The organism is Butyricicoccus sp. AF18-9LB (assembly GCF_027684505.1).
Lineage (GTDB): Bacteria > Bacillota > Clostridia > Oscillospirales > Butyricicoccaceae > Agathobaculum > Agathobaculum butyriciproducens.
Map to the genome: position 1 here is coordinate 18,894 of NZ_JAQCWA010000027.1, position 12,330 is coordinate 31,223.

At 56.5% G+C, this 12,330-nt stretch carries 11 protein-coding genes; 1 reads left to right on the forward strand and 10 read right to left on the reverse strand.

All coding sequences use genetic code 11. The annotated features are described in order from the left end of the window. Positions 1-75: 75 nt before the first annotated feature. Entirely contained in the window at positions 76-729 is a 654-nt protein-coding gene (locus PGY33_RS12190; RefSeq protein WP_270478850.1) for a hypothetical protein, read from the forward strand. Here PGY33_RS12190 and PGY33_RS12195 read toward each other — a convergent pair. From PGY33_RS12195 to xerA, 10 genes are all read right to left on the reverse strand, one after another. After that, positions 701-7,672, reverse strand: coding sequence for a M23 family metallopeptidase (locus PGY33_RS12195; protein WP_270478851.1), 6,972 nt, complete (start codon positions 7,670-7,672; stop codon positions 701-703). The two genes, PGY33_RS12190 and PGY33_RS12195, sit on opposite strands and share 29 nt — an antisense overlap. 51 nt (positions 7,673-7,723) lie before the next feature. Beyond that, the gene (locus tag PGY33_RS12200; RefSeq protein WP_270478852.1) at positions 7,724-9,079 is read right to left on the reverse strand and encodes a hypothetical protein; all 1,356 of its coding nucleotides are present in this window, start codon (positions 9,077-9,079) and stop codon (positions 7,724-7,726) included. Then, on the reverse strand, positions 9,080-9,754 hold the full coding sequence (locus PGY33_RS12205) for an N-acetylmuramoyl-L-alanine amidase (RefSeq protein ID WP_270478853.1): 675 nt from the start codon (positions 9,752-9,754) through the stop codon (positions 9,080-9,082). 3 nt (positions 9,755-9,757) lie between these two features. Next, a complete protein-coding gene (locus PGY33_RS12210) occupies positions 9,758-10,180 on the reverse strand; it encodes a Gp49 family protein (protein ID WP_270478854.1) in 423 nt (140 codons plus the stop codon). A 1-nt stretch (position 10,181) separates the two neighbouring features. Beyond that, positions 10,182-10,451 (reverse strand): phage holin, encoded by a 270-nt coding sequence (locus PGY33_RS12215; RefSeq protein WP_270478855.1) that lies wholly within the window; start codon positions 10,449-10,451, stop codon positions 10,182-10,184. Further along, a complete protein-coding gene (locus tag PGY33_RS12220; protein ID WP_118647445.1) occupies positions 10,441-10,689 on the reverse strand; it encodes a hypothetical protein in 249 nt (82 codons plus the stop codon). Before PGY33_RS12220 ends, PGY33_RS12215 begins: the two co-directional genes overlap by 11 nt. Before the next feature lie 2 nt (positions 10,690-10,691). Continuing rightward, positions 10,692-10,898, reverse strand: a complete 207-nt coding sequence (locus tag PGY33_RS12225) for a hypothetical protein (RefSeq protein WP_270478859.1) — start codon at positions 10,896-10,898, stop codon at positions 10,692-10,694. 54 nt (positions 10,899-10,952) lie between these two features. Beyond that, the gene (locus PGY33_RS12230; protein WP_215706022.1) at positions 10,953-11,093 is read right to left on the reverse strand and encodes an XkdX family protein; all 141 of its coding nucleotides are present in this window, start codon (positions 11,091-11,093) and stop codon (positions 10,953-10,955) included. Continuing rightward, positions 11,094-11,447, reverse strand: coding sequence for a hypothetical protein (locus PGY33_RS12235; protein ID WP_270478861.1), 354 nt, complete (start codon positions 11,445-11,447; stop codon positions 11,094-11,096). A gap of 19 nt (positions 11,448-11,466) precedes the next feature. Then, the coding region (gene xerA / locus PGY33_RS12240; protein ID WP_270478863.1) for a site-specific tyrosine recombinase/integron integrase at positions 11,467-12,330 on the reverse strand (864 nt) is incomplete at its 5' end.

Here is a 12,330-nt window from a genome sequence, read left to right on the forward strand (position 1 = left end):
TAATGTAACACCCCGGAAAATCTCCGAATAGATTGATACTGAAGTTGCTTCAATTTTTGTTTGGAGGTAATATACATGGCTGAAAAAGTTTGCTGCCCGGGTCCTATCGGCGGCAATAACGGCAACAGTGCAGGCGGCTTCCGCGAAGCGGTCTGCGTCCACACCAAAAAGGTTTATGACTCCTGCCGCAGTAAGGAGTGCCTGCGTGACATTCGCGTGTATCTCACCCGCGATGCGCAGGAGCTGATCAATGCCGGCGGCATTGCATCTGTGAAGCCGCGTGCAGCGGAACTGCTCTGTGTTTCCATTGATGTTGAGCGGATTCAGTTTAATCGAGGTTTCTACAGCGTTGATATCCGCTTTTTCTATCGCATTGAATGTGAAATCAGCTGCGTAATCGGTCGTCCGCGTATCGTGGACGGTCTGGCGGTATTTGACAAACGTGTTGTACTGTTCGGCGGCGAAGGCGGCGCGCGCATCTTTTCTTCGCAGTATATCGAGGACGGCCGTGATGTGCAGCTGCGGCCTGACAGCAACAAGCCGACTGCAGTCGTAGAGGTCGTTGATCCGATCATGCTGGACGCGCGTGTGGTAGCGCCGGAAACCAGCTGCAACTGCTGCTGTCAAAGCATAAAATGTTATAGGTTTACAAAACGACAAAAAAAGCGCCGTCAACCGACGGCGCTTTCTCATTTTCTTATCAGAATCCCAATCCTTTCAAACCACTAAGTCCCTTAAGCTGCTTCAAACCGCCGGAACTGCTTCCGCCACTCGACCTACTCGACCCGCCGGAACTCTTTTTGCTCTTGCTTGCCGCCGAGGACAGCTGCGTATAAACCGGCGAACCCTCGTAAACATACCCCGTCTTTGCGTTCTTGTAATCGCCAATCAGCGACGCAGGATCCACCGGCGTGCCGTCCTTGGTGATCGTCAGATCAAGGTGCGGACCGGTCGAATTGCCGGTACTGCCGACGTTGCCGATCGTCTGCCCCTGTTTTACTTCCGTGCCGACCGCAACACTGCTCTGATTCTGCATGTGGTGGTACATGCTCACATACCCGTTATCATGCTTTACCTCAATCGTCCATCCATAGCCGGAAACCCAGCCGTTCGCGGTTACCTTGCCACCCTGAACCGACTTAATCGCCGTACCGGCAGGCGCGGCAATGTCAATGGACTTGTGCCAACGCGAGGACGAGGCACCGTTGCTTGTAGCGAACGTGTCACGCGGACCGAACTTACTTGAGATCGTTCCGCCCTCAACCGGGTTTGCGAACTCGCCGCCTGCATACTTATACTCGGAAACCGTCGCCGAGCCGTAGGGGTTCTTTTTCCAACTCTTGTTTGCGCTCTGCCACAAATACGCTTTCTGTGCCTGTGTCAGACCGCCGACCGACTCAACGGCCGCCTTGGCCTTTGCCTGGCTCAATCCCTTGCCGTCCGTGTCCGCCTCCTGCAGCGCGACCTGGAACAACGCGTAAATGCCCGGCGAAATACCGGCCTCCTTGGCAACGGCCGCCTTGGCCTCCCAGCCGTCCAGCTTGGCGTTATCCGCCACATGTTTCTCGTAGCTGTTGAGCAGTGAGCGCAGCTCCTTCTTGCCTGCGTCCTTGAGGTAAGAGTAGAACGAATTGCCCTTAATAGCCTCCTCATACTTGGAGATATGGAACGCATTGCCGGACGCACTGTCGCTGTACACGCCAAAAAGCGCGTCCTTCTGCGTGTCGGAAAGGTTCTTGTAACCGTCAAGGATCGACTGCATAGCGTCGCTCTTGCTCAGTCCGGAACCTTTGTACTCCTTGTTGTACGTCGTCATGTCGCTTGCAAACTTCACAAAGTCGGTCGCGTTTACCGTACCCTTTACCTCGTCCCAGCGTTCCTTGTCGCTGTCCTCCATAGCAGAGATCAGCAGATAGTCCGCAAACGCGTTCTTTTCCGCGTCCGTGTGTTCGCCGCTGTTACCGTACTCGTTAAGGATTGCCAAAAGTGCCTCATTCTTTTTGTACAGCTCGTTATTCTGTCCTTCGACAAAATCCTTTGCATCTACTTCGTTATCCGCAAGCGTTTCCTCGATAATGCCGTCCCAGTTTGCAAACTCATCAACGGAAATTCCGTGTTTGAGTGCCTCCATCGCATCATCTTGACGGGCCTCGCGCACCTTCTGGCTGATGTCGAACATATCCCGGGAGGAGTAGTCGCCGGACGCACCGACCGAACTGCCGATCAGTTCACGGTCAAGATACTTTTTCTGAATCTCATTCAGATCGTTGTCGTTAAACAGCATTTCGCGTTTCTTGCCTGCAGCAATCGCCGTGTAATCGTCCGGGTACTTTTCTTTCATCTCGTCCGTAATGGCACGCATAGCCTTAATAGCCGCAAACACCGCCTCGGAATTGTCAATGGTGTTCCCGTTTTCGTCCTTGAACCAGTTCATGTGCTGACGCAATTCATCAAACGCCTTTGTCTCGTCCGCATTAAGGCTCTGGTAATCATCATCCGCCCAATTCTGCGCGCCCTGCAGCGACGACTTGCCGAACAGCATAGCCTGCGCCCAATCTCTCGGACTCTGGCCGTACTGCGGGAACTGCAGGATCTTCTCGCCGTTCTTGTCCAGACTGTAGCTGCCGCCCGCATATACGGTTGCCGCGCCCTCAAGCGCCTTCTTTACAGCACCGCCGCCGAACGGCAGCAGCAGGTACGCCGCCGAGTTGGCCGCGCTCTTTGCCGCGTCAAGCGCAATGCGCTTGTTGTCGTAGCCGTTCTCATATTCCTCTTTCAGCTTGCCGAAATCCGGGAAGGCCGAGGAGATCGGCACACGGCCGCCGCCAAGCAGGCCTCCCACAAACGGAATCTGTTCCGCAACATTTTCGCCGAGGTCAAGCGCAATGTCCACGCCGGACTTTTTCTTCTTATCCTTGTCGTCATCATCCAGCGGATCAAAGCCGAACGCATCCGCGATCATGCCGATAGGGTCAAGCGCCGAATCACGGCCGGTCAGCTGGTGGTATACCTGATTAAACAGATAAGCACCGGCAAAAATCTTAGTGTACGACCATGCAAGCGCAGCCTTGTTCTGCTTGGCCCTCGGCAGATCCTTTGCTAAGTAGCTCAGCTGGTTATTGACCTCCAGCTGGAACATGGTAAACATCTTGCGAATCGGGTTGACGGCATTAAATGCTGTCGGCTGTGCACCTTTGGAGCGGTCCGCCATCAGGTTAGAAGCAAACGCATCGGCATTTTCAAACGCCTGGTTTACCGTCATACCGTCTGCAATGTTCTGGAGGTACTTGCCGCGCGTCACAATGTTGGCCGTGAAATGGTCGATAGCCTCCATCGGCATTCCGGCCAGATCGGAGACCTTGCGCGTCAGCGTCCGGTCGAGCATCTGCGTGCCCTCACGGTTGGTCAAAAATACCGAACCATCCGTAAAACCATCGTCCCGAATCGCACTCTTTACCGTGTCGTAAGCCGCACGCAGCAGGTTCGGCGTGCTCACCTCACCGGCAGCCTGTGTGAGCGGAATAAAGTTTGTGATCCACGAGCCGGGGTTCAGCGCGATCATATTCGCCGCCACTCTACCCTCAACATTCTTTGCCACGTTGTACATCTGGCGTCCGAGCATTTCCTCCCAGCCACGGTCCGCGCGGGCTTTCTTTCCTGCAAGGTTATTGATATACTCGTGCAGATTGGCAACATAGCCGCCCATGCCCGCGTGTTTCTGGTCAAGCAGCTTTTTCGTGTCATCAACATTCTTGTCGTAAACGTCCTGCGTCTGCTGGTGGCGTTCGAGTGGATCCAGCGTGCGGTCTTTGCGAATCTCGTTGATTTTCTGCCTGGTTCCGTCATCGGAAAGCCGATACCGGATTGCATCCTCAAGTGTACGCAGGTTCTGAATGCTGTCCGTCAGAAAGATAACGTCGCCGGCCGTCTCTACATATCGATCAAAACCGGCCACCGCGTCAAACTCCGTCAGTTCACCGTTTCGGTGCAGCAGGTTGCCGAACCACTTCTTACCCGGGTTGCGGTCGTCTGTAATGCCGGCAATCGGAGTCGGAAGATTGAGCGTACTGTCCGGCTTAATGCCGAATTTGTACAGCACGCGCGCAAGTTTGGTGTCCGGCTTGTCTACAGTAAAATGCGGCGCATAGTCCTTGAGGTATCCCGGCACACTGTCCCACATGCCGTTTGCAATCAGGGTATCGCAGAGCTTGTTGTACATATCGTCGTAAATGGCGCGGAATTCCGCAACGCCGTTTGCGACACGTTCCTGCAGCTTGCTCGTTACCTTGATTTTCTTCGCCGCGATATAGTCCGCAGCCGCACCGTTCTCACCTTCCAGCATCATCTGCACAAGTGCGCTTTCGTGCTTGCTTAAATTCAGCTTTGCGATCCGGTCCTTTACCGTGTTGATGTATTGTGTCCGGTCTGCAACCGCCTTGTGCACCGGCGTAAAATACTGCTCGTTGAGTGTTTCGGCGTACTGGCGGTTTTCCTTGCCGAAAATATCATAACTGTTGCGCTCCATCGTCTCACGGCTGTAAGCGCCGGGAATGCGCTTGTCCTTTGCTTTCTCTGCAATCGCGTCAGCCATTTCTTCCGCGCTTAAGCTGAGAGCGTCTCGACGGGCCTGTGCATACTCCCGCAGCGGCTGCATAAGGCGCTGCTCCTCCTGCATCAGCTGGTACATATGCATAACGGCCGCAGGATCGTCCGCCTGCGAGAACTTGTCCGTTGCACCGTTGAGCAGCGCGCCCTGCAGTAAGCTGTTGTCCTTGTCGCTGAGTGGATGGTTATTCTTAAATTTCTCAAGCTGGCGGCGTACCGGCTGTGCAAGCTCATACTGCCCGCGCAGCTCGCTGTGCTGTTCACGGCGTGCCGCCTGTTCGTCCGCCTCATAGACAAACGAGTGCTGACTGTTCAGCTGCTCCTGCAGCTCCTGTGCCGCCTTCTGCGTAGTCTTGCCGTACCTCTCATAGTTGCCGAGCGGCTTCGGCTGCTCCGGCTGGCTCTGCTGCTCATATTCAAGCTGATATTCCGAGTCGTCGAGCGACGGATTCAGCGCTTCCTCAGCAGCGGCGGCGCGCTGCTGCTCGCTTGCCACCTCATAGGTGCCCGGTTCTGCGATCCGCTGTGCGTTCTCGGCTTCGACGCGGTGAATACCTTCCTCGCCGGTCTCGTTGTTTCGGAAAAACGCATTGTAACTGCCGTCCGGATTCTGGTTCAGCACCTCGCCCACGTTTCCGCGGTCTGCCGTGCGGATCATGTCATTCTGCTGGATTTCCGGCATAACAGCGCCGGTCTTCACTCCCTGCTCATTCAGCTGTGCGTTCAACTGACGGATTTCGTCCATCAGTTGATTACGGCGCTGCATTTCGGCCACCGAGAGCCGCCCGTCTCCCTGATCGAGCTCCTGCAGTTCCGTCCAAGCATTGTTCAGCCGGTCCTGCAGGTCGATAACATTATTCTGCGTCTGAGTATCCATCTGCTGCATCGCCTGTACCGCCGCACGCTGATTGAGCGCTCTGTTTTCCTGCTCCTGCAGGTACTGTGCTGTCTCGGCCTTTTCCTGCAGATCAAGATGATTCTGCAGATCCGCGTCATAATTCGCAGTCAGCTCAGCACTCCGTGCCGCATTCTGCCGCTGCATATCGGTCAGCGCGTTTACCATCTTATCCTGCGCGGTCTGCACCGCACGTTCCCGAATAGGTCCTTCCGGCAGCTTAAGCGCCGCCTGCAGCTCGCTGTCGAGCTGTACAAGCTGCTGCACCTGATTGTAATCGTATGCATCAGCGGCATTCATACGCTCCGTATCTGTTGCCGCTCTCGAACCGAGCGCGCCCGCCGCGCCGAACACCAGACCGCCGAACGCGCCACCCGCGGCGCTCTGGGCAAGCTCCTGCAGGCTGAACTTTGCGTCCGGATCCTGCGCCGCCTTATCCGCAACATAGTTGAGGAAATAGCTTGCGCTTTCCTCTGTCGCCTCCTCACCCATCTGGATGAGGATATTTTTTACGGCATTCACGCCGCCGGAGTGCAGGATCTTGCTCATCTGACCGAGCGGCAGTCTTTCGGTTGCCGCCTCGATCGCACCCGAGGTCAACCCTCGCGTCAGCGACTCCCGCGCGCCGATCCCGCGCTCATTCAGCTCAAATGAGCGCTGACCGGCCGCCTGCGCGCCCATCACGAGCGAGCCGACCGCCGGACCAACGCCCGGAATCGCACTTGCCGCCATCACCGGCGCATTGCCCGCAAGGGAAATGCCCTGTTCGGTCAGCCAGCGCGGCGCAGGCGCTAAACCGGCCTCGGCGTTTGCCTGTGCCTCGTTCGCCTCGCGCAGCATGCGCTGAGACCATTTGTTCGGGTCTACGCCTTTGTTTACGGTCAGCTCGTTCTTGCGTTTTTTAACCTCCTGCAGTTGATCGTAGACAGCCTGATAATCTGCCGGAACCGAGCCGTCTGCCGCCGTGCTGTTCATGCCCTGCAGAGTGAGTTCAAGCGTCTGCTCCTGCTCCTCAAGCTGGCGGTATTCCTCGTTCTGGCGGCTCTCCGCCAGGTTCGCGCTCACCTGACGCGAGGTGTCCACGAGGGACGGCAGCGAAGCGATCCACCGCTTGCCAATCGCCTCCATGCCGTTGCCGAGACGGTCCGCCGCGTGCCGCAGGTCAATGTTTTCCTGCACATACGCAAGCGTCTGCTCGTCCGCACCGGCGGCTTTCAGCCGGTTCATGATATCATCCGCGTTGTCGCGCGGCTGATAGGTAAGGCCGTACCGCTTCATAATGCGGCCCATCTCATCGGTAAGCTCCTGACGTGCCCTGTCGCGGCTCTGCGTGTCCTCACTGCTCCACGTCTCATCCGAGCGGTTAAACAGGTCATGCATCGTCTTGTGTGCATTGTAGCCGGTCTGGCCGCTGAAATAGTCCTCATCCAGTCCCTGTGCCGCCTGCATGGCGGTCGGGTAGACGGTTGCCTTGTCTGTCTTACCCATCACGCCGGAGGTATGCAGCAGCTGTGTCGCCTGATTCAGCCGTTCGGTCGGCTTGCTGCCGTATGCCATGCGTACACCGGCGGTCATTTCGTGCCCGTACTTATCATAAGAAGCGCCGGTCTGCGGGTTGTACTCGTAACCGAGCTTGCGCCGCAGGGAGTCGTTCTGCGCGTGCAACTGCGCCTTCCTGTTCGGGTCACTGGTCGTATGCCAGTCCATGGAATTTTTGAGTAACTGCGTCAGCGTCGGGTTGCCGTCTCCGCTGCTCTTAGTGGCTGTAGATACGTTCTGCCGCGGATTGCGTCTCTGCTGTGCGGCCTGCTTGGCAGAAAACCGGTTCACATTCGCAATGCTGGAACTCTGTGCACTGTTCAGCAGCTGCTGAGGACTTCTCAGGCCGAACGAATTCTGCTGTGTGCTCTGCGTTCTCTGTACAATCGGCGTGCTCCTCTGCGATGATCCGGCAGATGTATTCTGCCGCACCGTTGTCCGCTGCTGGGTGTTCACGCGCTGGGTGGTCTGCGTCTGTCCGCCGTGAGCCTGCACGCGCTGCTGCTCCCGGTTGCGCGCCGCTGTCGCACGGCGATCATTGCTTTTCGGTGCAACCTGCGGAACCTTAATCAGCGTAGGTTTGTTTTGGCTCTTGTTCTGTTTTTTCTTAAAATCATCGTAAAAACTGCCCATAGTAACCTCCTAAAGAGAGAAGGCGGCGAAAATCGCCGCCTTCTGGCGTAGTTAAAGCTGGTTAAGCTGCCACTGAGAATACTTGTTGGAAAGGTTCTGACCGGTAGTCTGAGCCTGCATGTACGCAATCTGCGCATTGATATACTCAATCTGCTTGCGTGCCGTCTCCATGTCGATCTTGCCTGCTTCAAGCTCCTGCTGCACCTGCTGCTTCTGCAGCTCATACTGCCGCATGGCAAGCGTCTGGGTTCCATTGTAAGTACCCGTCAGCTCGGCCTGCGAAAGACCAAACTGCTGACCCCACTGGTTTGCCGCAACGATGTTCTGGGTATTCTCGTAACCCTTGGCGGCAATCTCCTTATAGAGATTGGCAAGCGCGTTTGCCGCCTCAATATCGCCGGTAAGCTGTGCCTGTGTAATGGCCTGCTCGATCTTGGCGAGCGTCTCGGTCTGCGTAGTCGCGTTGCTGTTCAGTGCGTTCTGGTAGGCGTTGCCCGCGCTGATCTGGCTGGACTCGGTAAGTCCGCTTGTCAGCAAACCGTTTGCCGCAAGGGTTTCCGCGTTCGAGCCGCCGGGCTTAATGCTCTGCATATACGCCTTTTCCGCAGCGGCATTGTTGGCCTCGGTCTGCTTCTTCACGTCGTATTTCTGACCGTTCAGGCTGGCGACCGCGCTATCCACCTTGGCCTTGAGCGCCGCCTGCTGCTGTGCCGCAGCGTCCTCCATGTACTTCTTATAGGCGTCAAAGCCGCTGTTAAGCTGATTGCTCATCTGCTTGCCCAGTACGTTGCCGCTCACATAGCCCTTGCCGATGTAGTCCGAGCCGTCCGAGCCGCCGGAATAGCCGTACTGCGCACGCAGCGCCTCGGCGTCCGCATGGGCGGATTTCATAGCCGCAGTGTCACCGCGCGCCTGTGCCTCCGCATAGCGTTTTTTGATTGCCGCCATCTGCGCGGAATCCTCCACGCTCGTGTCCTTGATGGTCTGGTCATTATGTGAGCCGAGCGGCGTATAAGTACCGCTGCCGGACGAGCCGCCGCCCGAGCTGCTCCCGCCCGAGCCGCCGGTGCCGGAAGCGCCGCCGTAGGTGAACGTCTGGCCGCCCTTGCTGATGGTGGTCGTGCCGTCGCTGTTCTTGGTCCATGTCGAGCCGTCCGAGCCTTTCATGGTCGAGCCTGCAGCAGCACTCGAAACAAAATCCTTGCCCTTGTCCGAGCCGATAGAGTAGCTGCCGCCCTTGCCGGTTGCCGCCATCGAAGCGCCGGACGAGCCAGAGGACGAGGATCCGCTCGAACTGGTAGAACCCGACGAGCTGCCCGAGGACGAGCCACCGGAGCTGCTCTTGCTTGCCTTTGCCGCTGCAGCTGCCGCCTTAACAGCGCCCGCCAGCATAGAACCCAGTCCCATTTACTTCACGCCCTTTCCGAGCAGACCTAAACGCTGTAAAATCACCGCAAGCTGTTCACGCGTCAGCGGACTCTGCGGCTTGGTACCGTCCATAATACCGGCGTCTGTCGCCGCCTGCCAGGCCTCGGCAGCATACGGATGCGGCTTCTGGTTGGCCTTTTCCGCCTGATAGCGTTCTTCATGTGCCGCAAATTCCTTGTCTGTCATCTTGGTTTCCTCCTTCTTTGCCGTGGTTTCGGTGTTGTACTTCTGCACTTCTGCCCACGGGAAATTCGTACCCGGACAGTCGGTGGAGTTTACATCTTTGTGCCGTAACAGCTTTGCGCCGGGGTATTTCGCCATCATGGCACGGATCAGCTCTTTCAGCGCGTTCAGCTGTGCCGCAGGCATGGTCTCGGTCATATAGCTGCCCTCGCAGCAAATGCCGATCGCGCGGCTGTTACAGCCCTGCGCGTGCGCGCCGACCGCCCATTCCGGGCGGCCTCTGTACACCTTGCCGTCCTTGCGGATATAGAAATGATAGCCGATGCCGGTCCACCCGCGTTCCAGGTGCCAGCGATTGACCTCCTCCACGCTCGCATGGCTTGCTTCTGCGTGGTGCAGGATGATCTCATCCGTGCTGTTCCGGCGCTTGAAGCTGCCGTTCGTCGGAAGATTGGTCTCGATGATCTGCATGCTTTACTCCTTTACGCCGTGCACGGCCGTCTGGAGCAGGAAGCCGAGCAGGAACCAAACCTTATCCTTGATTTTCTTCATGCAGATCTGCGCGCCGAGTTCTTCCGAGTAATTCTCCTTGCTGACGCAAGAGGAACTTTCCACGAGCTCGAAGCCATTGCGCAGCACCGCACGGACGACCGTAGTCTTGTCACCAAGCGTCTGCACCTCGATGTGTGCGATAAAATCATCGACCATTTCCTGACCAATGCTCGGCTTGTCGGTATTCAGGCGAGTGTTGATGGAAAGCGGCAGATAAGCACGTTCGAAAACATCCGCCGGAGACCAGCTGTTGTATCCATCCGGATAAACGACCTTGTAACCGTCCTCACCGTCCTTCTGTGCCGGAATAGCCTCAATAAGTTTTGTACCGATATAACGTACCATGTTATTTTTCCTCCTTGTTAGGTTTTGTATATTCGAGCGCCCGCTCACTGTCCCCAATGCCCGCCGTGGTCGGGTCCACAAACACGCTGAGGATAGCCAGACACATGGTGCAAAGCTGCACCGGATTAGACAGCACCGAAACAGCACCGTTCCACACAGCCGCCCAACTCGTAAACGTCTGCGGATCCACGCCGATGGCGGTAATCGCCACACTGCAAACGCCGACCCAGAACCACGGATTGCGAAAGCGTACCGGAATATTAACTTTCATGTTCTAAATCCTCCAAATCGTCAATGCGGTGGTTAGCCACTTTCACTTTCTCATCCATCACGGCAAACTCCTGTTCGAGCTTATACGTGCGCGTGATGAGGTTGTTGTGCTTCTCCACCTTCTTCTCCAGCTGCTCAATGCGGTAATTGGTCAGGTTGGAGCTCAGCGCAATACCGCCGAGCGTTCCCACGAGTGTTCCGACCAGACTGAGCGCCGCCGTGATCACTTCCGCCGGCATGATCAAATACCCAGCAGACGCTTGTCCTCTACGCTCAGCAGCTCCGGCACGCCGGTCTGCACGCTGCGCCAGTGCTTGTACTGGGCGCGTGCCAGTGCGTTGTGCTTGATACCGTGCGCATTGTCATACTGATCGAGCTGCACGCCGATATCGCCGGGATACTTCTTGATGGTTGCATAGTTCTTGATGTAGATGTTGTTGGGATACATAATGTTGTCCTTTCCGGGCTTCTGCCCTATCAAGTGTAAAAATTCCGGTGATTCTTACTTGTTGTAGTCCTCGCCGGTGATTTCCTTGTACTGCTCGGCGGTGATTTTCTTCTTCACCACCGCATTGCCGACCATTTTCTTGGTCCAGAGACCGGCATCGTAATACTTCTTGATGCGGTCAAACCAGTTAGCCATTTACGCCACCTCCGTATCGGTCATCATACTGATGTAGTCCAGCTGAGCCGCCAGTGCGGTGTTGCTGGTTTCCAGTTCCTCCACCTTAGACACTAACTGCGAGATCGCCTGCGCGGTCGTGTCATCGGCGGCCGTGGTGCAGATGGCGGTGTAGGTCTGCTTGTCCTTATCGTAGGTGATGGCACGCAGCGCATAGCCGCCGTGCGCCGCAACCAAATCGCCGTCATCCGTGCGGACCTCGATGAGCGCGGTGTTCAGACCGGACACCGTTTCAAAGTCGGTTTCGGACAGCACGAGCGTCAGACTGTCGCCCTGGCACTGGTAGTCCAGTGCCTTGATTCCGTTGATTTTCATATGTGCTCCTTTCCGCGGCTTAGTTCGCCGCGACATATTTATTGTACTGGTGCTTGATGGTTTCGTCCGACATCTCCGCATAAATCTGCGTAGTCGATACGTCCTCATGCCCCAGCAGTTTTTGAATTACAGTAACGTCCATGCCGCCGTTGAGCGCATGGGTCGCAAACGTATGCCGGAGCAGGTGCGGGTGAACGTGTTTTTCCAGTCCCGCCCTCTCGCTGATCGCGCGTACAATGCGCTGAATGGCACGCGGCTTGAGCGGCTCGTAGGGCGATTTACTGCTCACAAACAAGCCGGTGCCGCCCTTGCGGGATACCATATACTCCTGCACCATCAGGCGGGCGCGAACGGAAAAATACACCTGCCGATCCTTATCACCCTTGCCGGTGACGCGCACCGTGCGGCCGATGAGGTCAAGATCGGAAGCGCTGAGCTGCGCGACCTCGCTCAGACGGCAGCCGGAGGATACCAGAAATTCCACGAGTGCCTTTTCGCGGTAGCCCCGGCAGGCATCGCGCAGGCGTTCCAGTTCTTCAACGGTCAGCGCCTGGCGGGCACCCTTCTTGTCCAGCTTGAGCGACTTGATTTTTGCCATGGGATTCTTTTTTATTTTCTCTTCGATATGCAGCCACCCGAAGAAGGCGCGCAGTGTGTTGATGTGCGTTTGCAGTGACGTTTCGGCAAGATGCCGATTCTCCGCAAGGTAACCAATATACCCGCGAATGTCGTCCGTGGTGATCTTCGCCGCGCTCTTGTTCATGCGCTCTGCAAACATTTCGAGGTTATACCTGTAGTTCTTCAAGGTTCGTTCTGACAGTCCGTCAATACGCTTGGCGCCCAGATAATACTTGATTCTCCGGTTCAAATCGCTGCGCTGCTC

Bases quoted from the DNA above. Each gene is read 5' to 3' on its own strand.
- PGY33_RS12205 (WP_270478853.1), bottom strand. From the start codon at position 9,754: ATGCAGATCATCGAGACCAATCTTCCGACGAACGGCAGCTTCAAGCGC.
- PGY33_RS12230 (WP_215706022.1), bottom strand. From the start codon at position 11,093: ATGGCTAACTGGTTTGACCGCATCAAGAAGTATTACGATGCCGGTCTC.
- PGY33_RS12195 (WP_270478851.1), bottom strand. From the start codon at position 7,672: ATGGGCAGTTTTTACGATGATTTTAAGAAAAAACAGAACAAGAGCCAA.
- PGY33_RS12215 (WP_270478855.1), bottom strand. From the start codon at position 10,451: ATGAAAGTTAATATTCCGGTACGCTTTCGCAATCCGTGGTTCTGGGTC.
- PGY33_RS12190 (WP_270478850.1), top strand. From the start codon at position 76: ATGGCTGAAAAAGTTTGCTGCCCGGGTCCTATCGGCGGCAATAACGGC.
- PGY33_RS12235 (WP_270478861.1), bottom strand. From the start codon at position 11,447: ATGAAAATCAACGGAATCAAGGCACTGGACTACCAGTGCCAGGGCGAC.
- PGY33_RS12225 (WP_270478859.1), bottom strand. From the start codon at position 10,898: ATGTATCCCAACAACATCTACATCAAGAACTATGCAACCATCAAGAAG.
- PGY33_RS12200 (WP_270478852.1), bottom strand. From the start codon at position 9,079: ATGGGACTGGGTTCTATGCTGGCGGGCGCTGTTAAGGCGGCAGCTGCA.
- PGY33_RS12210 (WP_270478854.1), bottom strand. From the start codon at position 10,180: ATGGTACGTTATATCGGTACAAAACTTATTGAGGCTATTCCGGCACAG.
- PGY33_RS12220 (WP_118647445.1), bottom strand. From the start codon at position 10,689: ATGCCGGCGGAAGTGATCACGGCGGCGCTCAGTCTGGTCGGAACACTC.